This is a genomic window from Dankookia sp. P2 (genome assembly GCF_050632255.1).
GTDB lineage: Bacteria > Pseudomonadota > Alphaproteobacteria > Acetobacterales > Acetobacteraceae > Paracraurococcus.
Genome location: NZ_CP192581.1, coordinates 4,023,877 through 4,047,226, shown reverse-complemented (window position 1 = coordinate 4,047,226; position 23,350 = coordinate 4,023,877). Strand labels below are relative to the sequence as shown.

Here is a 23,350-nt window from a genome sequence, read left to right as displayed (position 1 = left end):
TTTGTTGCATGATAGAGCATGGACCTCCCCTGCCGACCCGGTATCCTTCGGCCTGATCCCCGCCCGTTGCAGGCGTCGCGGCGGGGCGACCGGGCAGAGGGACGCGGATGCCGGCATCGCTTTCGGACCCTCCGGATGATCCCACGCGCGGCGCCTGGCAGCGCCGCCAGGCCGTGTCGCCCGGCCTCCGCGCCACCCTGCTGATCCTGATATTGCTGCCCGGCCTCGCTCTGGGCGTCCTGACCACCATCCAGCTGCGGCGCGGCCCCGACCTGGAGGAGGCGGAGGCGCCGCCCGGCCTCGCACGCAGGCTCGCGACCGTGGTCGACCGGGCGGTCGAGGCGCGGATCGCCGGCCTGCTCGCCCTGGCGGCCTCGCCGCAGCTGGATGCCGGGCCGGACGACCTCGGCGGCTTCGCCCTGCATGCCGGTCGGGTCGCCGCCGCGCTGGGCAGCCCGATCGGCCTGCTCGACCGCGACCTGCGGCCGGTGCACGGCACCACGCCGCCGCACCAGGTGCCGGCCGCAGCGGCCACCCTCGCCTTCGCCACGCTGCGGCCGGCCGTGGCTCCTGGACGCGACGCTCAGGGCAGGGGCCCGCCCGCCCTGCTGGTCCTGGTCCCGGTGGTCCGCCAGGGCGGCGCGGACCTGCTGCTGGCGACCCGGCTGGCACCGGCCGACCTCGCCCGCATCCTGGCCGCCGAGGCGCTGCCCGCCGGCACCAGCGCCGCGCTGGTGGACGAGGCCGGCACCGCCGTCGCCCGGCCGGCCGCGCCGGGCGGGGCCACCGAAGGCGCCCTAGCGGCGCCGGACGTGCCGCCGGCCGGCCAGCATCGCCTCGGCCAGCCAGCCGGCTGGGCGGTAACGGTGGCGGGGCCGGCCGGGGGCCCGCCCCGACGGCCCCGGGCCTCCTGCTCGGCGGGCTGGCGGCCTGCGGCCTCGTCGTGCTCGCCGCGCTGCGGCACGGGGTGGTCGGCCCGATCGAGGCCTTGCGCCGCCAGGCCGCGCGGCTCGCCGACCCGGCGGCCTCTGGCCCGCGGCCGTCCCCGCCGCCCGGCCCGTTCCGCGTCGCCAAGCTGGAGCAGCTGCGCCGCAGCCTGGCGTGGGCCGAGGCGAGGCTGCAGGCGAGCGCCCTGGAGGAACGCCGGTCCCGCGAGGCACAGGCCGCCCGTGAGCGGCGCTTCCGCCGGATGGCCGAGGCCGGCAACCTCACGCTCTGGCTGGCCGACCCGGACGGCCAGGTGCTGGAGGCGCAGGGCTGGAGCCAGATGACCGGCCAGTCGGCCGAGGCGCTGCGCGGCGAGGGCTGGCTCGACGCGCTGCACCCGGAGGATGCGGCGGCGACCCGGGCGATCTGGCGGGAGAGCTGCGCGGCGCGGCAGCCGGTCTCGGTCGAGTACCGCATCCGCACCCGGCTCGGCACCTGGCTCTGGGTGCGCGCGCGCGCCGTGCCGGTCCTCGACGAGGCCGGCGATCTGGTCGAATGGGCCGGACTGGTCGAGGACGTCGATGCCCGACGGCGCGCCGAGGCGGCGATGCGCGACCTGGTCGGCACCCTCGATCTCGCGGCGGTGCTGGAACGCGACCTGGGGGGCGGATACGCTTCTGGTCGGCTGGTTGCGAGCGGCTCTATGGCTGGACCGCGGCGGAGGCGATCGGCGCGACGACGCACGACCTGCTCGGCCCCGCCTTCCCTGAGCTGGACGCCCCCCCATGGCAGGCCAGGGCGCCGCACCGGCCATCGCCGCGGCGCTCGCGCGGCACGGCGAATGGAGCGGCGAGCTGCGCCAGCGCACCCGCACCGACGGCGAAGTGGTCGTGCTCTGCCGCATGGTGCTGCGCCCCGGCACCGGCGACCGGCCCGATACGGTGCTGGAAGCGATGATGGACGTGACCGCGCTGCGACAGGCCGAGGTCGCGCTGCGCGAGAGCGAGGGCCGGGTGCTGCGGGCACTGGCCGCCGCCCGGGTCGGCGCCTGGGAATGGGACCTCTCGAACGGCCGCGTCACTGGCTCTCCCGGGCGGGAGGAGGTGCTGTATGGCCGGCCGGCCGGCTTCATGCGGCATGCCAGCGACATCCTGACCGTCGCGCATTCCGACGACCGGCCGGCATTGGCCGAGGCGATGCGCCGGGTGCAGCAGGGCGAGACCGAGGATTACGAGGCCGAGTTCCGCATCCTCCGGCCGGATGGCGTGCAGCGCTGGCTGCGCTCGCTCGGCCGCGCCACGACCAGCGCGGACGGCAGCGTCCGGCGGGTCAGCGGCGTCTCGATCGACGTGACCGAGCAGCGCGCGGTGCGGGAGCGCGGGACGCTGCTGGCGCGCGAGGTGGACCACCGGGCGAAGAACGCACTGGCGGTGGTCCAGTCGGTGCTGCGGCTGAGCTCGATGGAGGAGCCGCGGGCCTATGCCGCGGCGGTCGGCGCCCGGGTCTCGGCGCTGTCGCGGGCGCATTCGCTGCTGGCACAGGAGGGCTGGGACGGCGCCGACCTGAGGCTGCTGATCGAACGCGAGCTGGCCTCGCAGGAGCTGGACGCCGCCGCGGTCACCCTGGAAGGGCCGCCGCTGCGGCTGGCGCCGACCGCGGTGCAGCCGATGGCCATGGTGCTGCACGAGCTGGCGAGCAACGCCATCCGGCACGGCGCGCTGTCCCGCCCCGGCGGCCGGCTGCAGATCACCTGGCAGCCGCGCCGGCGCAAGGGCGAGGACGGCACGTTGCGGCTGATCTGGCAGGAGACCGGGGTGCCGATGCCGGCCGCAGCGTCCGGCCTGGTGGCGCCGGAGCATCGCGGCTTCGGCTCCCGCGTCATCGCGGCGACGGTACGCGGCCAGTTCGGCGGGGCGCTGGCGCTCGACTGGACCACGGACGGGATGCATTGCGAGATCGCCATCCCGCTGGAGCGCTGGCTCACGACCTGGCCGGCGGAAGCCGCCAATTCCGCTTGAAGGCGGGCCTTCTGGCGGACCGCGGGAGTGCGTGGGAGGGGCGCGCGAAGGCCCGCGCGCGTGACCCTGGCAGGGAACGACGCGGCGGAGCGTCAGCGCGGCGCCGCGAGGCCGGGCGGGACCAGGCCGGGCGGCAGCGGCATCGACCGGTAGCCGGGCGGCGCCTGGAAGCGGGCCGGGTCCTGCGGGGCATAGACCACCTTGGTCGCCTCCACCGCGCCGGTCCTGCTGCCCTGGCCGCCGCTGCTGCGCAGCATCACGCCATCCGCGGTCAGGCAGGTCTCTCCCCGCTTGTCGCCGTCCTCGTAGCGCCAGAGCGTGCAGCGCAGCCCGGCGACGGTGTCGCTGCCGCCCTTGGTGAAGCGCGCCCCGGCGGGTGGCTCGGTCGGGATCGACAGGCCACCCGGGCCGGTATTCGCCGGCAGCTCCAGCACCGCGCGCTGCTGCTCCATCACCACCAGCATGCGCCTCGCCGCCTGGTCGATCACCGACCAGCCCGGCGCGCCCTCGGCATCGACGCGCAGCTTCCGCTCGGCGACCAGCCAGGCCATGCGGAGCTCGTGCCCCTGGCCCTGGCCGGCGGTGACCCGGTAGGTAACCGCGACGTCGCGGGTCGGCACCATGACCGGGCGCTCCTGCGCCGCGGCGGGAAGCGCCGCGAGCAGCAGCAGCGCGGGAAGGCTGCGCCGCATCAATCCTCGTTCGTCCGCCGCGCCAGCACCTCGCGCTTGCCGACATGGTTGGCGGGGCCGACCACGCCTTCCTTCTCCATCTGCTCGATCAGCTTGGCGGCGCGGTTGTAGCCGATGTTGAGGTGGCGCTGGATGAAGGAGGTGCTGGCCTTGCCCTCCCGGCTCACCAGGTCCACCGCCTGGTCGAACAGCCCCTTCTCGCCGTCCGAGGCGCCGGCGATGCCGGACATGGACAGCCCGTCGCCCTCGCCCGGCTCGTCCTCGGTCTCGGTGACCTCCTCGATATAGGCGGGCTCGCCCTGCTCGCGCAGGAAGGCGACGACCTGCTCGACCTCGGCATCGGAGACGAAGGGGCCGTGCACGCGCGCCACGCGGCCGCCGCCGGCCATGTGCAGCATGTCGCCCTGGCCGAGCAGCTTGCTCGGCGCCCATTTCGCCGAGGATGGTGCGGCTATCGATCTTCGACGTCACCTGGAAGGAGATGCGGGTCGGGAAATTGGCCTTGATGGTGCCGGTGATGACATCCACCGACGGGCGCTGCGTCGCCATGATCACATGGATGCCGGCGGCGCGGGCCATCTGCGCGAGGCGCTGCACCGCGGCCTCGATCTCCTTGCCGGCGACGATCATCAGGTCGGCCATCTCGTCGATGACGACGACGATCATCGGCAGCGGCGCGGAGGGCGAGCGGCTGCTCCTCGAAGACCGGCTTGCCGGTTTCCGGGTCGAAGCCGGTCTGCACCTTGCGGGTCAGCACCTCGCCCTTCCGGCGGCTCTCCTGCACCTTCTCGTTGTAGCCGCCGATATTGCGGACGCCGAGCTGCGACATGGCGCGGTAGCGCTTCTCCATCTCGCGCACCGTCCACTTCAGCGCGCCGATCGCCTTCGGCGGCTCGGTCACCACCGGCGCCAGCAGGTGCGGGATGCGGTCATAGACCGACAGCTCCAGCATCTTCGGGTCGATCATGATGAAGCGGCATTCCTCCGGCCCGAAGCGGTAGAGCAGCGAGAGGATCATGGTGTTGATGGCGACCGACTTGCCCGAGCCGGTGGTGCCGGCGATCAGCAGATGCGGCATGCGGGCGAGGTCGGCGATCACCGGGTTGCCGCCGATGTCCTTCCCCAGCGCCAGCGGCAGCTTGCCGGGATGCCGGGTCCAGTCCTCGGAGCCCATCATCTCGCCGAAATAGACCGTCTCCCGCTTGGCGTTCGGCAGTTCGATGCCGATGACGTTGCGGCCGGGGACGGTGGCGATGCGGACCGCGGTGACGTGCATGTTGCGGGCGATGTCGTCGGCGAGGCCGATGACGCGGGCCGACTTGGTGCCCGGCGCCGGCTCGAGCTCGTAGAGCGTCACCACCGGGCCGGGGTTGATCGCGGCGATCCGGCCGCGCACGCCGTAATCGTCCAGCACCTGCTCGAGCAGCCGGGCATTGGCCTGCAGGGCTTCCTCGGACGGGCCGGTGCCGCGGCGGGGCGGGGCTTCCTGCAGCAGCGCCAGCGGCGGCAGCCGCCAGGGATCCTCGCCGAGCGGCAGGATCTCCTGCCGCAGCGGCTTGCCGGGCTTGGCCGGCGGGGCGGGCTGGGCGATGCGCGGCTTCTGGCCCGGCTTCTCCGGCTCCGGCGCCGCGGGGCCGGGCCGCTCGGCGGCCGGTCGCGCCGGCGCCACGCTCGGCTCGGCGCGGGGCGGCCGGCGCGGCCGCTCGGCCGCGGCATCGGCGGCGCGCAGCACGGCGGAGAGGTCGGCGCCCGGCACCACCGGGCGGTTGCGGCGGAAGCGGAACAGGCTGCGGAGCGGGGCGACGAGCCGGCCGAGCAGCCCGGCGGTGCCGCGCATCCCGGCGCCGCCGACGCGGGCCACGCCGACCGTGCCCTGCCGCACGCCGCGGCCGAGGCGCAGCCATTCGGTGGGCGAGAGGGCTAGCGCAGCGATGCCGAGCAGCAGCGCGGCCAGCACCAGCCCGACGGTGGCGAGCAGGCCGCCGAAGGGGCCGAGCACGGCCTCGGCGGTGTCGTGCAGGGCGCGGGCGGTGATGACGCCGCCGGCGCCGCCGGGCCCGGCGGCGCTCGGCAGGCCGGCGGGCAGCGGCGCCAGGGTCAGCGCCGCGCCGGCCACCGGCAGGGCAGCCAGCAGCGCCGCGACGCGGGCGGGGAACAGGCCGAGGCCGCGATGCGTCGCCATCCGCCAGGCCCAGGCGAGCAGCGCCACGCCCGGCAGCGCGCCGGCCCAGCCGAAGCCCTGCAGCAGCAGGTCGGCCAGCATGGCGCCGGCCGGGCCGACGAGGTTGGCGGCCCGCCGGGTGGTGGCGGTGGAGAGCGAGGGGTCGGCCGGGTCGTAGCTGGCCAGCGCGACCAGCAAGGCGAGCCCGGCCAGGCCGCAGGCGAGGCCGAGGAATTCGAAGAGCCGGCGGCGGATCGCCGCCTTCACCGCCGGGGAGGCGAAGCGGCGAACCCCGGCGAGCGGGGCGGAAGTGACTGAGGCGCGGGTCGCGGGCATGGGCGCGGCGGATGTCCGGCTGGGATGAGGCGCCAAGACTAGCCCGCAACGCGCTGAAAAAGCCAGGAGTCCGTCACGCCGCAGCCGCAACGGCCGCGGCGGCTCCCGGACAAGGAAAAGGCGCCGGCCCTGCGGCCGGCGCCCGGTCCTGCCGCCGGTCCGGCGGATCAGAAGATCTTGCTGAGGGTGAAGAGCACGCGGCCCTCGCAGATCCGCTGGCCGCCATCGGCGCGGCCGGCGACGGGGACGCATTCCTTCTTGTCGATGTTGGTGCCGTACCAGGCCAGCGTGCCGGTGAAGCCGGCATAGATCTCGCGCGAGACGCCGACCGAGTACCAGAGGTAGTCGGGCGTGCCGAAGCGCGGGTTGTTCTGGATCCACTGGTAGCCGAGGCGGCCCGAGCCGGTGACCTCGAAGGGCAGGGTGATGTCGACGCCGCCCTCCACGTAGTTGCCGGCGCCCGAGCGGCCGAAGAAGTTCGGCGAGTAGTTGTAGGCGGCCAGCAGCTTCACGATGTCGATCGTGTAGTTCGCCTTGATGGCGACCTCCTGGTACTCGTTCAGCTGGGTGCCGATCGCCTTGTCCTGGCCCGGATAGGTATAGGCGATGTAGCCGACGTCGAAGTTGATGTCGGCCAGGGTGAAGCGGTAGCCGGCCAGCAGGTCGAGTTCCTGCCGCGTGTCGTTCCAGGGGCCGCCGACGAATTTGGCGTTCGAGATGAAGGCGCCGACATAGACGCCGCTCTCATGCTGGACGTCGAGCGTGCCCTGGAAGGCCCAGTTGTTGCGGGTCTGGCTGATGCCGCGGAAGAGGTAGTCGTTCGAGACCGCCGGCGTGGTGGTGACGGTCAGGCCGAGGGATTCGATCGTCTGCTGCGCGGCGGCCGGCAGGACCGGCAGGAGCAGGGCGGCGGCGGCGAAGGCGGCGCCGCGGAGGAGGGCAGCGGGCCGCGCCAGCAGCCCGGAGAGGTCGGTCATCAACAAAAATCCCCTGCGGATAGAAACGAACCTTCGGTGGATAACCATCTGGTTCTGGATTGGTCAAAAAGGGGAGGAAGCGCCTGGCTTCCTCCCCTTCATCTGCCGGCTCAGGCCAGCCTTTCGCCGTGCTGGGTGACGTCGAGACCCTCGCGCTCCTCTTCCTCCGGCACGCGGAGGCCGACGATCACGTCGGTGATCTTCAGCAGGATGAAGGTGCCGATCGCGGTGTAGGCAAAGACCGCCGCGGTGGCTTCCACCTGGATGATGAACTGGTCGAAGGAGCCCGAATAGCCGTCCGGCACCGAGGCGGTGGCCGACAGCGCGCCATAGGCGAAGACGCCCGTGAGCAGCGAGCCGACGATGCCGCAGACGCCGTGCACGCCGAAGGCGTCCAGGCTGTCGTCATAGCCGCAGAGATGCTTGAGCGCGGTGGCGCCCCAGAAGCCCGCGAGGCCGGCGACGACGCCGATGATCAGGCCCGGCACCGGCAGGACGAAGCCGCTGGCCGGGGTGATGGCGACCAGGCCGGCGACCGCGCCGGAGATGGCGCCGAGGACGCTCGGCTTACCCTTCGTCGCCCATTCGGCGAACATCCAGGCCAGCGCCGCGGCACCCGCGGCCACCTGCGTTGCCAGCATGGCCATGCCGGCCCGCGCGCCGGCGCCGACCGCCGAGCCGGCGTTGAAGCCGAACCAGCCCACCCAGAGCAGCCCCGCGCCGATCACGGCCAGCGCCAGATTGTAGGGCGACATGTTGTCGTTGCCGTAGCCGACCCGCTTGCCGAGCACGAGGGCGCAGACCAGGCCGGCGACGCCGGCATTGACGTGGACCACCGTGCCGCCGGCGAAGTCGAGCGCACCGAGGGCGAAGATCCAGCCATTCGGATGCCACACCCAGTGTGCCACCGGGCTGTAGATCAGCACGGTCCAGAGGATGGTGAAGATCACCAGCGCGCTGAACTTCATCCGGTCGGCGAAGGCGCCGGTGATCAGCGCCGGGGTGATGATCGCGAAGGTCATCTGGAACATCAGGAAGACGGTCTCGGGGATGGTCGTCGCCACCGCCGCGTCGCCGCTGCCAAGCGTGAAGGGCTTGTCCCAGCTCTCGGCCAGGTTGGTCAGGAACAGCTTGGACAGGTCGCCGACATAGGCGTTGCCCTCGCCGAAGGCCAGGCTGTAGCCAATCACGGCCCAGGCCACCGTGACGATCGCGGTGATGGCGAAGCTCTGCATCATCGTGGCGAGCACGTTCTTCTTGCGGACCATGCCAGCGTAGAAGAGTGCAAGGCCCGGGATGGTCATCATCAGCACCAGTGCGGTGGAGGTGAGCATCCAGGCGGTGTCGCCGGTATCGATCTTCGGACCTTCGTCCTGCGCCATGGCGGGCATGGCGGCGAGCAGCGCCACGGCGGCTCCGGCCAGCGCGCGTGCGGGCATCCTCATCGTGTAATCCCCTGTTCGGTCTGATTCTGCGGCAGGCGCTTACAGCGCCGACACGTCGGTCTCACCGGTGCGGATGCGCAGCGCGCGCTCCACATCCAGCACGAAGATCTTGCCGTCGCCGATCTTGTCCGTGCGGGCCGCCTTGGCGACCGCCTCGACCACGGCATCGACCAGCTCGTCGGGAACGACAACCTCGATCTTGATCTTGGGCAGGAAGCTCACCTGGTACTCTGCGCCCCGGTAGATCTCCGTCTGCCCCTTCTGGCGACCAAAGCCTTTCACCTCGGTCACCGTGAGCCCTTGCACGCCGAGCGGAGTGAGCGCGTCGCGCACTTCGTCCAGCTTGAAGGGCTTGATGAATGCCATGACCAGCTTCATCTGCCCGCAGTCCTCCTGAAAATCCGGCAGGACAGGCCTTTCAAATCCCGTGCCACCCCCGCACCGGCCGCCCCGCGGCACCGGCGGGAGGGTGCATCGCGCGTAACGGGGCCGTGATACTGCGCCACCTGCCGCCGACCGGCCCGCGGGAAGGCCTTTTCGCGGCCCGTCTTCCGCAACTGCCTTGGTTCGCAATGGGTTGGCCTGCCGACAGCGATGACGAAATGCCCAAGGCTTGGGCAGGGGCAGGGCAGGAGTCGGGCGGTGACCCTGGGGCGGCCCCCCATGCTGCCCCCGGGCCTTGACCCTTGGACGAGAGGAATGTGAGGAAGCCGAGATGACCGACCCATCCGCCGTCACCGTCTGCATCCTCGGCGCCGGCCCGGTAGGCGCGACGCTCGCCGCCACCCTCGCCGCCGCCGGCCTGCCCACCGCGGTGGTCGACGCCCAGCCCCTGCCGCCCATGGAGCTGCAGGATTTCGACGGCCGGGCCTATGCCATCGCCCTCACCTCGAAGCGCCTGCTGGAGGCCGCGGGCATCTGGGACCGCCTGCCGGAAGCCCCCTGCCCGATCCACGGCATCCGCGTCGCCGACGGCCGCCCGGGCGAGCCGGCCTCCCCCTCGCCCTGCAATTCGACGCGGCCTCGGTCTCCGACGAGCCCTTCGGCTTCATGGTGGAGGCGCGCAACCTGCGGGTCGCGCTGAATGCCCGGCTGCCGGGGATGGCCAACCTGCAGGTCTTCGCCCCGGCCACCGCGACGGTCGAGCGCCGGGCGGCGGGGGCGACGGTGCGGCTCTCGACCGGCGAGGTGCTGGAGGCGCGGCTGGTCGTCGCCGCCGAGGGCCGCAACAGCCCGCTGCGGCGCCAGGCCGGCATCCGCACCACGGTGCTGGACTACCACCAGATCGGCATGGTCGGCGCGTTCGCGCATGAGAAGCCGCACCGCAACATCGCGCTCGAGCAATTCCTGCCGAACGGGCCCTTCGCGCAGCTGCCGCTGGGCGGGCCGGGCGGCTTCGGCACGGCGGACTACCCGCACGCCTCGGCCTTCGTCTGGGCCGACCGGACGGCGATCGCCAAGCGGATGCTGGCGCTAAACGATGCCGCCTTCGGGCGGGAGCTGGCCCGCCGGCTGGGCGACCATCTCGGCGCCATCCGGCCGATCGGCCGGCGCTGGTCCTATCCGCTGAGCGCGCTGCAGGTGGAGCGCTGGACCGACACGCGCCTGGCGCTGATCGGCGATGCCGCGCATGGCGTGCACCCGATCGCCGGGCAGGGCCTCAACCTCGGCTTCCGCGACGTCGCGGCCCTGGCCGAGGAGGTGATCGCCGCGGTGCATGCCGGCGCGGATCCCGGCGCGCCCGCGGTGCTGGCGCGCTACCAGGCCCGGCGGCGGCCGGACACCATGCTGATGCTGTCGGGCATGCATGCGCTGGAGCGGCTGTTCGGCAACGACATCCCGCCGGTCCGCTGGGCGCGGCGGCTGGGCATCGCCGCGGTGGACCGGATCCCGGCGATGAAGCGGGCCTTCGCCCGGCAGGCGATGGGCCTCGGACCGGGGGTGACCGGACTGCTGGCGGGGCAGAAGCTGCTGACGACAGCATCGCGGTAGCCCGGCACCGTCAAGCGACGGGCGCCAGGCCCACGGGACGGCAAGGTGGGGTTCGGGGAGGGATTGCCTTTCCCCGCCAGGCGTCCGGCAACCGTGCCGGCCGGACATCCGGCTACCGCAGCCCGCGCCCACCCGACCGGCCGCCGCCAGGGAAGTTGGGGTCGCTGCCGGTGTAGTAGTCGCGGTTGATCCCGCCCGGCCCGGCGCCGGACTGGCTCAGCGTCGGCCGGCCGGTGCTGGCATCGGTGCCGATCGGGGTGGAGCCGACGCTGCGGCTCGGCGGCTGGTCGCCGCAGGCGGCCAGCAGCAACAGCGCGATCATCGCAGGACGGAACATGCGCACCTCCGGCCCTCGAACCGCCGGGGCGACGCAGGGTTGCGTTTACGTCTTCCGTTTCGGCGGGTCGCGCACCAGCCCCTTGGCGGCAAGCGCCCGTTCGTACTCCGCCCAGCGATCCGCGTATTCCCGGCCGAGCTGGTGCAGATAGTCCCAGGAATAGATCCCGCTGTCATGCAGGTCGTCGAAGGCGATGCGGATGGCGTAGTGGCCGACCGGCTCGACCCGCAGGATCCCGACCTCCCGCCGCCCGGCGACCAGCACCTTCTGCCCCGGCCCGTGCCCCTGCACCTCGGCCGAGGGACCTCTCGACCCGCAGGTACTCGGCCGGCAGGGCGAAGCTGGTGCCGTCGTCGAAGGCGATGTCGAGCCGCTTCTCGGCCCGCTTCAGGCGGATCTCGGTCGGTGTCGGCATCAGCCGTCGAGCGACCGCGCCTCGTCCGGCAGCATGATCGGGATGCCGTCGCGGATCGGGTAGGCCAGGCGGGCCTGGTCGCTGACCAGCTCGCCGCGGGCGCGGTCGTAACGCAGCGGGCCCTTGGTCACCGGGCAGACCAGGATCTCCAGCAGGGCGGGATCGACCTCGCCGCCGGGCGGCGGGGTGGTGGCTTGGGTTTCGCTCATAACCATACCCTTTAGCTCGGCCTGCGGTCCGGCGACATATCCCCGGATCCGGGTGCGGGATGCGCGCCGATCCGCAGCAGGGCGACCAGCATCTCCGCCCGCTCCTCCGGCGTCGCCGCCACCAGCAGGGCCTGTTTCTCGCGCACATCGAAGGGGCAGACCATGGCCAGGGTCAGCACCAGCATCTCCTCCGAGGTCTGCTCGATCGCCTCCCAATTCGCCTCGATCCCGCGCGCCTGGAAGAAGGGCCTGAGCGCGCCGAGCAGCGTCGCGCGGTCCACCCCGACCGGCTTCTCCGCCAGGTCCAGGTCGGCCTCGAAGCCGGCATAGTCGGCCCGCACCCGGCGGTAGCCGCGCCGCATCGCCAGCTCCTCGGCCACCCGGAAGCGGATCACCCCGGTCAGGGTGATCAGCAGCCGGCCATCCTCCGTCTCGGCGAAGGAGGAGAGCCGGCCGAGGCAGCCGATACGGTAGAGGCCGGGGCCGGTCTCCCCGCGCGGCACCCCGGGCTCCGGCTGGATCATGCCGAACATCCGTCCCGCCGCCAGGCTGTCCTGGGTCATCGCCAGGTAGCGGGGCTCGAAGATGTTCAGCGGCAGGCGGCCACCGGGCAGCAGCAGCGCGCCGGACAGCGGGAAGACCGCGATCTCGGGCGGCAGCTGCTCGAAGCTGGGATGGAAGGCGGCCACCGTACGGGCGCTACCGGAACAGCAGCGAGGACAGCTTGCGCCGCCCCGCCAGGGTCGCCGGATCGTCGAAGCCCCAGGCCTCGAAGAATTTCAGCAGCTGCTTGCGCGCCGCCTCCTCGTTCCAGGCGCGGTCGCGCTTGATGGCGTCCAGCAGCGCCTCGACCGCGCCGGCGCGGTCCTCGTTGGCGTTGAGCGCGACGGCGAGGTCGATGCGCGCCGCATGGTCGTTCGGATCGGCCGCCAGGCGCTGCTCGAACTCGGCCAGCTTGGCGCGCGCCGCGCGGCCCTCGGCGGCGAGCTCGAGCGCGCTGCGGACCGAGGCGATCTCGGCATGGCCGGCGACCTTGGGCGGCACGCTGGCCAGCACCTGCAGCGCCTGCTCTTCCTCGCCCAGCGCCATCAGCGCGCGGGCGATGCCGGCGAAGGCCTCGGCATTCTCGGGCTCCTGCTGCACCAGCTCGCCGAAGATCTGCAGGGCGCCCTGGTGGTCGCCCTCCTCCGCCGCCAGCTTGGCCTCGGCCAGCAGGTCGGCGGTCGGCATCTGGCCGCCGGCCAGCTTCAGCAGGCCCTCGATGAATTTCTTCACCTCGCCCTCGGGCAGCGCGCCCTGGAAGAGGTCGGCGATCTGGCCCTGCCAGAAGGCGGCGACCGTCGGCACGGACTGCAAGGGCAGGCCGAGCTGGGTGAGCTGCTGGACCAGGGCGCGGTTCTTGTCGATGTCGATCTTGACCAGCTTCACCCGGCCGCCGGCGGCGCGGACCACCTTCTCGAGCGTCGGCGTCAGGGTCTTGCAGGGGCCGCACCAGGTCGCCCAGAAATCGACCAGGACGGGGGTCTGGCGGCTGGCCTCCACCACGTCCTGCATGAAGCTCTTCTGGTCGCCGTCCTTGATGGGATCGGCGCCGCCAGCCGCGGAGCCGGGTGCCGGGCTCTGGCGGTTCGGGTCGAAGATGACGTCCATGGCGGCTGTTCCTCGGTCTTGTGGTCTTAGATGCCCCTGCGGGACGGAAGGGCAATGGGGATCGGCCATCCGGCTCCCCTACGCGTGGCGAAGCGCCGGACGGAATGTCTGCCGCGGATTGCGTCCGGGCGTGAACGCGGCACCGCCGCAGCCCGGCGTCATCGAGGCAGGTCCGGGCATCCGTGCGCAGGCGCTCTCCCGCCCTCTGCTCTACCCCGGCGGCGGCGGTATTTCCAGCCGCGGCACTTCCAGCATTTCGGGCCGGTGGCCGAGGCTTTCCAGGAAGCGCAGCAGCCCGGCCGGGCGGATCGCCGTGGTCATGCTGTTGACCAGCGGATGGAAGTGAACCCAGGCATGGTCCCGCAGCAGGCCGGCGTCGAGCAGGATCCGCACCGCGCCGGGCGGCGCATGCACCATGCCGAAGGGCGTGACCGAGCCGGGCAGCACGCCGAGCAGGGCCTGCAGCTCGGCAGCCGGCGCCATCTCCACCCGCCCGGCGCCGGCGATGCGTGCCAAGGCATTGATCGAGACCTGCCGGTCTTCCTGCAGCACCACCAGAAGATGCGGCCCCGTGCCCTGCCTTGCCGGGCGCAGGAACAGGTTCTTGCTGTGCCCTCCCTGGCCACCCTCGGGCAAGCTGCCCCGCAGCGCCTGGCTTTCCGCCACGGTGAAGACCGGCGGATGCGTCGTGGTCCGCGCCTCGATGCCGAGCGCGCCGAGGCGGGCGAGAAGGGATTCCGGGGTTTCGGCCATGCCGCGATCCTGCCCTGACGGCCTCCTCTCTCGCCGCATGCCGGGCGCCGCGCAAGCCGCCGGTCCCGGTCCCGGTCCCCGCCACGCGCGGCGGCGCTGTGTCCCGCCACACAGCCGGCCCTGGGCGCGGCGCCTAGGCTCCGCCCGCCCGGCCCCGCCGCCGGGCGGCAGCAGGAGACGGCGATGCTCGACGCTCTGGGACCCTTCGGTACCCCGGTCTGGCGGATCACCGAGAGCCTCGTGAACAAGGCCCCTGAAGGCCTGTTCCGCCCGGCCGAGGCGGCCCGCAGCACGCGGGTGCTGATCTACAACCACAGCCGCTGGCCGCTGCATCTGCTCGGCGCCAGCTTCGAGAGCGGCGGCTTCGCCGCGTGCGCCCACCCGCCGGCGCTGATCGAGCCGAAGAGCGTCGGCGGCTATCGGGTCGAAGGCGCGGGCCCCGCCAGCGGCGTCACCGGGGCGGTGGTGCAGTACGGCTTCCGGCCGACCGACCAGTATCCCTGCCTCTGGCTGGTCACTTCCAACCCCTTCGGCGGCTGCAACAGCTGGAACGGCCAGGGCTATGACGGGCTCGCCGTGCGCTTCTCCGGCTCGGTCGGCCCGGCCAACCAGGTGGACTTCGACGTCTGGGACGCCGCCGTGGCCTGAGGTGTCCCCGGAAGAATTGAGGCAGGCGGCGCCGGCATGGGCCGCCGACCGCCTCGACGGAGGGCAGGGCCCGGCCTACACCGCGGTGCAACCGCGCCGGCCGCCTGGCCCGAGCCCGGACGAACCCCGCCACCCCGGACGCGCCGCATGGGGCAAGCACTGCCCGCCGCCGCGCCTTGCCGGGAGCCCTCCTGCCGGAGACCAGCCCATGCGCCGCCGCGCCCTCCTCGGCCTTGCCGCCGCCTCGCTTCCCGCCCCCGCATTTACCCATGCGGCCCTGGCGCAACCCGCCGGGCTGCCGGCCCAGCCGATCCGCATCGTGGTGCCCTTCGCCGCCGGCGGGCCGACCGACATCCCGGCCCGGCTGCTGGCCGAGGAGCTCGGCAAGGTGCTGCCGCAGCGCCCGGTGGTCGACAACCGCACCGGTGCCGGCGTGGTGGTCGGCACCGATGCGGTGGCCAAGTCGGCCAAGGATGGCGCGACGCTGCTCTACACCACCGTCGCCCATTCGGCGCTGCGGGCGATGTTCGCGCGGCTGCCCTTCGACCCGCTGGCCGACCTGCAGCCGGTCGCCCTGGTCGGCGTCATCCCCATGGTGCTGATGGCGAACAAGGACCTCGGCGCGAACAGCCTGGCCGAGCTGATCGCGCTCTACCGCGCCAGCCCCGGCAAGTACGACTACGGCAGCGCCGGCAACGGCTCCGCCCTGCACCTCGCGGCCGAGCTCTTCCTGCGCGAGGCCGGCAATCTGCGTGTCACCCACGTGCCCTATCGCGGCTCCGCGGCGGCGATGCCGGACCTGCTGAACGGCACCACCAGCATGATGCTCGACGTCGCCAACAACACCCTGCCCTATGTCCAGCGCGGCGAGGTGAAGGGGCTGGCGGTCAGTTCCGCCCGGCGCATCCCGCAGCTGCCCGAGGTGCCGACCTTCGCCGAGGCCGGCCTGCCGGGCTACGAGGCCTATACCTGGCACATGGTCATGGCCCCGCGCGGCACGCCGGAGGCGGTGGTGGCGGCGCTGAACCAGACCATCAACGGCGTGCTGGCGAAGCCCGATGTGCAGCAGCGGCTCGCCGACCTCGCCCTGCAGGTCCGCACCGACAGCACGCCGGCCAGCGCGGAGGCATGGCTGCGGGCCGAGACGGCGAAGTGGGAGCCGATCATCCGCGGCGCAGGCATCAAGCCGGACTGACCTCCCGGATGCCTGATCGCCGGTCCGGTTGAACCGGCAGCGGGCAGGGCCACCTGCGCGGCATGGCCCCGACGCCGCCCCTAGCGCCGCCTGCCGCCGTGGAGCATGACCGCGGGGCCTACGCCGCGGATGCCGCGGTGCACGCGCTGGGGCTGACGGCGGCGGCGCTGGCCTGCCTCGGACTGCTGCTGGCGGCGCCGGAGCCCGCGGGGCGGCGGCTCGGCGTGGCGCTCGGGCTCTATGCCGGCGGGCTGCTCGCCATGCTGGGCTGTTCGGCCGCCTACAACCTGGCGGGCGCGGGGCGCTGGAAGCGCCGGCTGCAGCGGCTGGACCATGCCGCCATCTTCCTGATGATCGCCGGCACCTACACCCCGATCACGCTGCTGGGGATCGGCGGCGGCTGGGGCTGGGGGCTGTTCGGCGTGGTCTGGGCCGGGGCGCTCTGCGGCGCGGCGCTGAAGCTATTGGCGCCGGCGCGGATCGAGCGGGCGGCCATCGTGCTCTACCTCCTGCTCGGCTGGACCGGCCTGGTGGCGACCGAGCCGCTGCTGCGGGCGCTTGACTGGCCGGACCTCGTGCTGCTGCTGCTGGGCGGGCTGTTCTACAGCCTCGGCGTGCGGCTGCACCTGGCTGAGTGGCTGCGCTTCCACACCGCGCTCTGGCATGGCTGCGTGCTGGCCGGCGCGGCCTGCCACTACGCCGTGGTGCTGCGGATCACCGCCGCCGCGGGCTGATGCCCACGGCCGGCCGCATCGATCGGATCATTGGAAACTGCGGTTGATTGGCCATGCCACGCATACCAACTTCAGGTACACGGCCCTCCTGGCCCGCCCAGCTTGTCGATCCGAGCAGCCAAGCCTTGGCGTCCAGCGCGGCAGGCTCGCCCAACGGCTTCGGCACCAGTCCTGGCACATGCGCGTGAGGACGGCCATCTGCCCCGAAGCGGCCGCTGCACGCCATGTTGTCGTCCGAATTCGGGGCTTCTTGGTGCGACGAAACGCAGCGCTGCGGAACGCCAGCGCAGACGGCAGGTTTTCGCGGCCTAGGAGAATATCGAACCATGAGAATCGCGCAGATCGCGCCACTGACCAGAATCCGTGCCGCCGCAGCTCTATGGTGGCACCGAGCGCGTCGTCTCCTTCCTGACCGAGGAACTGGTCGCGCAGGGACATGACGTCACGCTGTTCGCCAGCGGCGATTCCGTCACCCGCGCGACGCTTGCGCCGATGTGCCCGCGCGCGCTGCGGCTCGACAAGACCGTCGGCGACCCGATGGCGCCGGTCTTCATGATGCTCGAGACGGTGCTGCGCCGCGCCGATGAATTCGATGTGCTGCACTTCCACCTCGACTACATGCCCTTCTCGCTGTTCAGCCGGCAGTCGGTCCCGCATGTGACGACGCTGCACGGCCGGCTCGACCTGCCGGAGATCTGGCCGCACTACCGCACCCATACCGACGTGCCGCTGATCTCGATCTCCGACAGCCAGCGCCGGCCGATGGCCTGGGCGAACTGGGCGGCGACCATCCATCACGGCCTGCCGGAGAACCTGCTGCGGCCCGATCCTTCCGCGCAGCCCGGCTACCTCGCCTTCATCGGCCGCATCTCGCCCGAGAAGCGCGTCGACCGCGCGATCGAGATCGCCGGCCGCGCCGGCATGAAGCTGAGGATCGCCGCCAAGGTGGACCGCGCCGACCAGGACTATTTCGACGCGAAGATCCGCCCGCTGCTGGCCCAGCCGCATGTCGAGTTCATCGGCGAGATCGCGGATTCCGAGAAGGGCGCCTTCCTCGCCGGCGCGCAGGGCCTGCTCTTCCCGATCGACTGGCCGGAGCCCTTCGGCCTGGTGATGATCGAGGCCATGGCCTGCGGCGTGCCGGTCATCGCCTTCGACCACGGCTCTGTGCGGGAGGTGCTGGAGGACGGGCTGACCGGCTTCATCGTCCGCGACATGGATGCCGCGGTGCGCGCGGTCGGCCGGCTGCCGGAACTCTCCCGCCCCGCGGTGCGCCAGCGCTTCGAGCAGCGCTTCACCGCCCGCCGCATGGCGGAGGACCATGTCGCGCTCTACGAGCGGCTGGTCCGCGCCAAGCTGCCGCCGATGCGGGCGATCGCCGCGGAGTAGGCAAGGACGGGGAGACGGTACTCTCCCCGCCCCCCTCATCTGATGCCGTGCGTCGGCATCCGCGGCGCGACGGCAGCCGGACCCAAAAGAAGGCCGGGCGGAGGCCGGGGACGGAACATCCCTCCCCGGCCTTGCTCAGGCCAGCAGCACCGCGCTGATCTCGCCCCGCCGCGCGGGCACGCTCATCGCCACCGAGTCCCCTGCCGCGCGGCCGAGCTGCACGTCGACCCGCGCGCCGTTCAGCGACAACCCGCGCAGCAGCACGCGGTCGAGCCCCGCCGGCAGCACCGGCCGGTCGAGCCGCACCAGCTTCGCCGCCGGATCGAAGGACAGGCCGAGGCAGGCGCCGAGCAGCCCGATCGGCGCCGCTGCGGCCCAGGCCTGCGGCGCGCAGGCCACCGGATAGGCGGTCGGCCCCTGCCCGCCACGGCGCGGGAAGCCGCAGAACAGCTCCGGCAGCCGCCGCAGGTCGAGCTTGCTGGCCGCGGCCGTCAGCCCCTCCAGCAGCTTCGCCGCGGCCCCGCGGTGGCCGTAGCGGGCCAGGCCAAGCCCCACCAGCGCCGTGTCGTGCGGCCAGACCGAGCCGTTGTGGTAGCTCATCGGGTTGTAGCGGGCTTCCGTCGTCGCCAGGGTGCGGATGCCCCAGCCCGAATGGAAGCTGCCATCCATCAGCTGGCGCGCGACCGAGGCGGCGCGCTCGGGCGAGGCCAGCCCGCCCAGCAGCACATGCCCGGCATTCGAGGCGCGCACCTGGCAGGGCCGCTTCTCCCCGTCCAGCGCCAGCGCGTAGGTCCCGAGCTCGTCGCACCAGAACGTCGCCTCGAAGCGCTGCCGCAGCGCCTCGGCCTTCGCCTCCATCGCCGCGGCGCGGTCTTCCCCAGCCCAAGGGCGCGGCCGATGCGGGCGGCGGCGCGCCAGGCGGCGAAAACATAGGCCTGCACCTCGCAGAGTGCGATCGGCCCCTTGGCCAGCGTGCCATCGGCATGGGAGATCGAGATCCCAGCTGTCCTTCCAGCCCTGGTTCGCCAGCCCGGTTTCCTGCATCCGGCCGTATTCGACGAAGCCATCGCCGTCGCGGTCGCCATGGTGCTCGATCCAGCCGAGCGCCGCCTCGATATGCGGCCAGAGCGGGCGCAGCGTCTCGGTCTCCCCGGTGCGGTCCAGCCAGGCGCCGGCCAGCGCGACGAAGAGCGGCGTCGAATCGATGCTGCCATAGTAGCGCCGGAACGGGACCTCCCCCAGCTCGGCCATCTCGCCGTAGCGCACCTCGTGCAGGATCTTGCCGGGCTCGGCATCCGCCGCCGGATCGAAGCCGGTCGCCTGCATGGTCGCCAAGTGCCGCAGCACGCCGAGCGCCAAGGCGGGGTCGAGCCAGAGCGTCAGCCAGGCAGTGATGAGCAGATCCCGACCGAAGACGGTACTGAACCAGGGCACCCCGGCATAGGGGAAGGGGCCTTCCGGCGTCTGCGTGCTCAGCATGGTCAAGTCGGCGCGCGACCGGCCGATCATCTCGTCGAAGCCGCTGTCCGCCGTCCGCACCGAAGCGGAGCGCGCCTGCACCGCGCGCCGTGCGCGGCTGTCCTCCCACAGCGCGCGCAGGAAGGCGGCATCGGCCGGCTCGCGCGGCGCCTGGTCCGGGTTGCAGCGGGTCTCGACCAGCAAGGTGCAGCGCTGCCCGGGCACCAGCGCCAGGTCGAAGACCGCCTGCTGCGGCGTCAGCCGGTCCGGCGCCGGCTCGAAGCGCAGTTGCGTCTCCCGCCGCCGCTCGTCCAGCCCGGTATAGGCCAGGGTGATCCCGGCCGCCTCCGCCACCGGCGGGTGCAGCGTGCCGCGGCGGGCGCGGACCTCGCCGCGCACCTCGAAGAGGTCGGCGAAGTCGGCGGCGACCTGCAGCCCGACCTCGACCCGCAGCGGCTGCTCGCCATGGTTCCGCACCGTCAGCCGCTCGTAGCAGACCCCGTTGCGGAGGAAGGTGGAGCGGCGGAGATGCACCAGGTCCTTCTCGATCGCGCCGCGGCCGGGCCGGGCCGGCAGGTCCGGATTGGTCAGGTCGCAGGTCAGCATGGCGCCGTCGTCGGAGACGGCCGAGCTGAGCAGCAGCGGCTTGCGGCCAGACAGGGTCAGTTCCAGCCGCGACAGGTGGCGCGTGTCGCGGTGATAGAGCCCTTCCGGCCCGCCCGGGACGGCATGGGCATCGCCGCTATGGTTCAGCACCGCGAAGGTGTCGTCGCCCTTCAGCACCCGCGGCCGCATCTCCTGCAGCGAGATGCCGGCGGTGATGGAATGCGCATCCGCGCCGTCATCGGTCAGCGCGGCATCGGCCTGGGGGTGGGACATGGCGATTTCCTCGGGCCCGGTTGTGGGAGAGGAGGGCACAGCCAGGAGCGTCGGCCGCAACCCGCGACGATGCATGATGACGCATGCGTGACCCGCGTCAGGCCACTGCGAAGCCGAGCGCGGCGAGGCGGGTCCGGGTTCCGGGCGCCTGCAGCGCCGCGAGGAAGGCCTGCACGGCGGGCCGGGCGGCCCGCGCCTCGGGCAGGAAGAAGTCGTAATGCTCGTCGGCGAGCGGCAGGAAGCCGAGGCCGTACGACTCCGCCACCGTGGCGATGGCGACGCCCCAATCGGCCCGGCCCTGGGCTACCGCGGCGGCGACCGCGTTGTGCGACTTCGGCTGGTTGGCGTAGCCCGGAGGCCGCGTCCTGCCGAGCATGCCGTCCAGCAGGATGCGGGTGCCGCTGCCGGCGTTGCGGTTGACCAGCAGGCAGCCGGGATCGGCGGCGGCGCGGCGAATGGCCTCCGGGCCGGGCAGCCCCTCGAAGCGCGGATCGCCGCGGCGGTGCACCACGCCCTGCAGGCGGCGCCAGCCCGGCACCAGGCGCAGGTCGGGGACCAGGAAGGGGGCATTGTAGCTGCCGGTTGCGGGGTCCAGCAGATGCGCCCCGGCCAGGTCGCATTCGCCCCGCCTGGCCGCCGCCAGCCCGCCAAGGCTGCCGACCGCGAGCGTTCGCCCGCCGATGCCCTGTGCGGCCAGCACCTCCAGCACCGCATCCAGGCCGAGGCAGTGGCTGCCGATGATCGTCAGATCGGGCGGCCGGGCGGTGCCGATGCGGCGGACGCGCACCGGCGCCCCGGCCTCGGCGCCCTGATCGAGCGCCGGGATGGCGAAGAAGCCATCGGCCTGGGAGAAGGCGGTGACGCTGCCCGAGCCCTTGCCGAGCGGGAAGGCGCGCAAGCCGTTCTCCGCCTCGGCGAGGAGACCATGACGTATTCGGTGCGGCCCAGCTCGCTCGGCGTGCGGACCGCGAGCGTCGCGGCGACCTCCGCCTCCTGCCGCGGCGGAAGGCCGGCCAGCGCCCGGATGACCAGGACGACGAATTCCTGGAAGGTGAAGACCGCGCTGGTTGGAAAGCCCGGCAGGATCACCACGGGCGTGCGGCCGACCGCGGCGAGGCAAAGCGGCTTGCCCGGCTTCAGCGCTACGCCGTGCACCAGCACTCCCGGCGCGCCGAGCCGCGCCAGGATGCGGTGCGAGACATCGCCGGCGCCCTTGCTGGTGCCGCCCGACATCACGACGAGGTCGGCAACCTCCAGCGCCCGCCGCACCGCGGCTTCCAGCACGGCTTCGTCGTCGCGGAAGATGCCCATCGGCAGCGGCTCGCCGCCATGTTCCACGACGGCGGCGGCCAGGATGGCGGCATTGCTGTCGGTGATCCCGGCGGGCGGCAGCGGCACGCCGGGCGGCACCAGTTCGTCGCCGGTCGAGAGCACCGCGACGCGCGGCCGGCGCACCACCGGGACCTCCGCCAAGCCGGCGGCGGCCAGCATGCCGATCTCCCGGCTGGTCACCAGGGTGCCGGCGCGCAGCAGCGCCTCGCCGCGGGCGATGTCGCTGCCGGCGAAAGCGATGCCCTGGCCAGGCGCCGCGGCGCGGGACAGCAGCATGACCGGACCTTCGGGGCCTTCCTCCAGCGCCGTCTGCTCGATCATGACAACCGCATCGGCGCCGCGCGGCACGACGCCACCGGTGGCGATGGCGGTGGCGCTGCCGGGGGCAACCTCGATCGCCGGGGCGACGCCGCAGGCCAGCACCTCGGCGTTCAGGCGGAAGCGGCGCGGCGCGGCCTCCGAGGCCCCGGCGCTGTCGGCGGCGCGCAGGGCGAAGCCATCCACGGATGACCGGTCGAAGGGCGGCGCATCGGCCAGCGCGGCGACGCCGGTCGCCACCACCCGGCCGAGCGCGGCGGCGAGCGGCACCGTCTCGGCCGGCAGCGGCCGCAGGTCGAGCGCGGCCTGGAAGCGCCGCATCGCCTCCTCGGCGGGGACGATGTCGAGGAACTGCTCCTGCCGGGCGGCGCGGCGGATGCGGTCGAGGAGGTCGGCGGGATCAGGCATGCAGCCTCATAGCGGCTGAAGCTCCACCGCGTTGCCCGCCTCACTAGCCCTCGACGCCGGGCAGGACGAGGAGCAAGGCATCGGCCGCGGCCAGCAGCCCGGCCGGCAGGGCGCCGATCGCCAGCGGCTCGGCCAGACCGGGCTCGGGCAGGCGAACCGGCACGATCTCCAGCAGCCCGACGGCGGAGGCGACCTTCCGCGCCAGTCGGGCACGGATCGGCGGGGGCGGCGGCGCCGCGGCCAGGTGCCGCAGGGCGGGGCGGCCGAGCAGCACCCAGGCGGCCAGCGCCTCCTCCGCCCGGGCCGACAGCAAGAGGGCCGGGATGCCGCCGATCCGCCCGAGCCCGGCCGCCATGCCCGGCCGGGCGCCGATCCCATGCAGCAGCAGCGCGCCTCCCCGAGCGCCTCGGGGCCGCCGGCCAGCAGGATCAGCGCCGGGTCCTCCTCGGCGAGTTCCGCCCCCTCGGCCGCCACCAGCGCGGCGAAGAGCGGGCGGAGTGCCGCCTCGCCCGCCCAGCCGATGCGCGGCAGCCGCACCGCGACCTCCGCGATCCCGCAGGCGGCCAGCGCCGGCAGGTCGCGCGGCGCCAGCCGCTCCCCGGCGCGGCGCAGGGTGGTGCCGGCGGCGACCTCCTCGCCCGGCAGCCGCACCCCTGGCCCGGCGCCACCGGCTCGAGCACCTGGGCGAAGGGACCGTCCAGCGCCAGGGCGAAGGGCGGCAGCACGGCGTCGCTGCCGGGGGCAGCAGGTCGCCGGGCGCGACCCGGGCCGGCGCCGCCGCCAGCAGCACCGGCGCATAGGGACCGGCGCCGAGCGTCTCCGCCGCCGCCACCGCCCAGCCCGGCTGCAGCGCCACCGGCGCAGCCGGCACCGGGCCGGGCGCGGTGAGGTCGGCCGCCAGCACGCGCCCGAGCGCCGCCGCCACCGGCACCAGGCCGGGCGCGACCGGCCCCGGCAGCAGCGCCACCAGCCTCGCCAGAACCTCGCCAGGCGCGGTCAGCCGCAGCGGCAGGCCCATTCCGTGCTCCACGCGATCCACTCCCTTCCCTTGGCAGGCGCCATGGGGTGCACTCGCCG

20 protein-coding genes and 4 pseudogenes are annotated in these 23,350 nt (G+C 73.3%); 9 read left to right on the top strand and 15 right to left on the bottom strand.

The window, feature by feature from the left end; translation table 11 throughout:
• Positions 1 to 173: 173 nt before the first annotated feature.
• From ACQ86J_RS23845 to ACQ86J_RS23835, 3 genes and pseudogenes are all read left to right on the top strand, one after another.
• Positions 174 to 1,271, top strand: coding sequence for a hypothetical protein (locus tag ACQ86J_RS23845; protein WP_431267485.1), 1,098 nt, complete (start codon positions 174 to 176; stop codon positions 1,269 to 1,271).
• Positions 1,190 to 1,474 (top strand): annotated as a pseudogene (locus tag ACQ86J_RS23840) (PAS domain-containing protein); the annotation flags it as partial. The gene ACQ86J_RS23845 and the pseudogene ACQ86J_RS23840, both read left to right, overlap by 82 nt.
• Before the next feature lie 238 nt (positions 1,475 to 1,712).
• Positions 1,713 to 2,945 (top strand): HWE histidine kinase domain-containing protein, encoded by a 1,233-nt coding sequence (locus ACQ86J_RS23835; protein WP_431267484.1) that lies wholly within the window; start codon positions 1,713 to 1,715, stop codon positions 2,943 to 2,945.
• Positions 2,946 to 3,037: 92 nt separating this feature from the next.
• On the opposite strand, the gene ACQ86J_RS23830 is transcribed toward ACQ86J_RS23835, so the two are convergent.
• From ACQ86J_RS23830 to ACQ86J_RS23810, 5 genes and pseudogenes are all read right to left on the bottom strand, one after another.
• Entirely contained in the window at positions 3,038 to 3,637 is a 600-nt protein-coding gene (locus ACQ86J_RS23830; RefSeq protein ID WP_431267483.1) for a DUF4412 domain-containing protein, read from the bottom strand.
• Positions 3,637 to 6,134: pseudogene (locus tag ACQ86J_RS23825) on the bottom strand (DNA translocase FtsK 4TM domain-containing protein). Before ACQ86J_RS23825 ends, ACQ86J_RS23830 begins: the two are co-directional and overlap by 1 nt.
• Positions 6,135 to 6,301: 167 nt before the next feature.
• Entirely contained in the window at positions 6,302 to 7,111 is an 810-nt protein-coding gene (locus ACQ86J_RS23820) for a TorF family putative porin (protein WP_431267482.1), read from the bottom strand.
• A 110-nt stretch (positions 7,112 to 7,221) separates the two neighbouring features.
• The gene (locus ACQ86J_RS23815) at positions 7,222 to 8,556 is read right to left on the bottom strand and encodes an ammonium transporter (RefSeq protein ID WP_431267481.1); all 1,335 of its coding nucleotides are present in this window, start codon (positions 8,554 to 8,556) and stop codon (positions 7,222 to 7,224) included.
• A 39-nt stretch (positions 8,557 to 8,595) separates the two neighbouring features.
• Entirely contained in the window at positions 8,596 to 8,934 is a 339-nt protein-coding gene (locus tag ACQ86J_RS23810) for a P-II family nitrogen regulator (RefSeq protein WP_431267480.1), read from the bottom strand.
• A gap of 337 nt (positions 8,935 to 9,271) precedes the next feature.
• Here ACQ86J_RS23810 and ACQ86J_RS23805 point away from each other — a divergent pair, with 337 nt between their 5' ends.
• Positions 9,272 to 9,640: an FAD-dependent monooxygenase gene (locus ACQ86J_RS23805; RefSeq protein ID WP_431267479.1), complete on the top strand. Its 369-nt coding sequence runs from the start codon at positions 9,272 to 9,274 to the stop codon at positions 9,638 to 9,640.
• Complete coding sequence (locus ACQ86J_RS23800; protein WP_431267478.1) at positions 9,607 to 10,548, top strand: FAD-dependent monooxygenase; 942 nt, start codon at positions 9,607 to 9,609, stop codon at positions 10,546 to 10,548. Before ACQ86J_RS23805 ends, ACQ86J_RS23800 begins: the two co-directional genes overlap by 34 nt.
• A 112-nt stretch (positions 10,549 to 10,660) precedes the next feature.
• Here the strand turns inward: ACQ86J_RS23800 and ACQ86J_RS23795 are convergent, their stop codons facing one another.
• The 6 genes from ACQ86J_RS23795 to ACQ86J_RS23770 all read right to left on the bottom strand — a co-directional run bounded on the left by ACQ86J_RS23795 (position 10,661) and on the right by ACQ86J_RS23770 (position 13,912).
• Entirely contained in the window at positions 10,661 to 10,885 is a 225-nt protein-coding gene (locus tag ACQ86J_RS23795; RefSeq protein WP_431267477.1) for a hypothetical protein, read from the bottom strand.
• Between the two features lie 45 nt (positions 10,886 to 10,930).
• Positions 10,931 to 11,176 (bottom strand): gamma-butyrobetaine hydroxylase-like domain-containing protein, encoded by a 246-nt coding sequence (locus ACQ86J_RS23790; RefSeq protein ID WP_431267476.1) that lies wholly within the window; start codon positions 11,174 to 11,176, stop codon positions 10,931 to 10,933.
• Between the two features lie 123 nt (positions 11,177 to 11,299).
• A complete protein-coding gene (locus ACQ86J_RS23785) occupies positions 11,300 to 11,509 on the bottom strand; it encodes a Trm112 family protein (protein WP_431267475.1) in 210 nt (69 codons plus the stop codon).
• Positions 11,510 to 11,520: 11 nt separating this feature from the next.
• On the bottom strand, positions 11,521 to 12,198 hold the full coding sequence (locus ACQ86J_RS23780) for an LON peptidase substrate-binding domain-containing protein (protein WP_431267474.1): 678 nt from the start codon (positions 12,196 to 12,198) through the stop codon (positions 11,521 to 11,523).
• Positions 12,199 to 12,208: 10 nt separating this feature from the next.
• Positions 12,209 to 13,159: a tetratricopeptide repeat protein gene (locus ACQ86J_RS23775; RefSeq protein ID WP_431267473.1), complete on the bottom strand. Its 951-nt coding sequence runs from the start codon at positions 13,157 to 13,159 to the stop codon at positions 12,209 to 12,211.
• A gap of 210 nt (positions 13,160 to 13,369) precedes the next feature.
• The gene (locus ACQ86J_RS23770) at positions 13,370 to 13,912 is read right to left on the bottom strand and encodes a prolyl-tRNA synthetase associated domain-containing protein (RefSeq protein ID WP_431267472.1); all 543 of its coding nucleotides are present in this window, start codon (positions 13,910 to 13,912) and stop codon (positions 13,370 to 13,372) included.
• 183 nt (positions 13,913 to 14,095) lie between these two features.
• Here ACQ86J_RS23770 and ACQ86J_RS23765 point away from each other — a divergent pair, with 183 nt between their 5' ends.
• The 4 genes and pseudogenes from ACQ86J_RS23765 (at position 14,096) to ACQ86J_RS23750 (ending at position 17,878) form a co-directional block, all read left to right on the top strand.
• On the top strand, positions 14,096 to 14,560 hold the full coding sequence (locus ACQ86J_RS23765) for a hypothetical protein (RefSeq protein WP_431267471.1): 465 nt from the start codon (positions 14,096 to 14,098) through the stop codon (positions 14,558 to 14,560).
• 208 nt (positions 14,561 to 14,768) lie between these two features.
• On the top strand, positions 14,769 to 15,755 hold the full coding sequence (locus tag ACQ86J_RS23760; RefSeq protein ID WP_431267470.1) for a Bug family tripartite tricarboxylate transporter substrate binding protein: 987 nt from the start codon (positions 14,769 to 14,771) through the stop codon (positions 15,753 to 15,755).
• A 62-nt stretch (positions 15,756 to 15,817) separates the two neighbouring features.
• The gene (gene trhA, locus ACQ86J_RS23755) at positions 15,818 to 16,489 is read left to right on the top strand and encodes a PAQR family membrane homeostasis protein TrhA (RefSeq protein WP_431267469.1); all 672 of its coding nucleotides are present in this window, start codon (positions 15,818 to 15,820) and stop codon (positions 16,487 to 16,489) included.
• Between the two features lie 326 nt (positions 16,490 to 16,815).
• A pseudogene (locus ACQ86J_RS23750) lies at positions 16,816 to 17,878 on the top strand (glycosyltransferase family 4 protein).
• Between the two features lie 135 nt (positions 17,879 to 18,013).
• Here the strand turns inward: ACQ86J_RS23750 and ACQ86J_RS23745 are convergent.
• The 4 genes and pseudogenes from ACQ86J_RS23745 to ACQ86J_RS23730 all read right to left on the bottom strand — a co-directional run bounded on the left by ACQ86J_RS23745 (position 18,014) and on the right by ACQ86J_RS23730 (position 23,303).
• Entirely contained in the window at positions 18,014 to 20,215 is a 2,202-nt protein-coding gene (locus ACQ86J_RS23745) for an amylo-alpha-1,6-glucosidase (protein WP_431267468.1), read from the bottom strand.
• A 97-nt stretch (positions 20,216 to 20,312) separates the two neighbouring features.
• Positions 20,313 to 21,113, bottom strand: a complete 801-nt coding sequence (locus tag ACQ86J_RS23740; RefSeq protein WP_431267467.1) for a substrate-binding domain-containing protein — start codon at positions 21,111 to 21,113, stop codon at positions 20,313 to 20,315.
• Between the two features lie 185 nt (positions 21,114 to 21,298).
• Positions 21,299 to 22,186, bottom strand: a pseudogene (locus tag ACQ86J_RS23735) (molybdopterin-binding protein); the annotation flags it as partial.
• Between the two features lie 130 nt (positions 22,187 to 22,316).
• The gene (locus ACQ86J_RS23730; protein WP_431267466.1) at positions 22,317 to 23,303 is read right to left on the bottom strand and encodes a hypothetical protein; all 987 of its coding nucleotides are present in this window, start codon (positions 23,301 to 23,303) and stop codon (positions 22,317 to 22,319) included.
• Between the last annotated feature and the right edge of the window lie 47 nt (positions 23,304 to 23,350).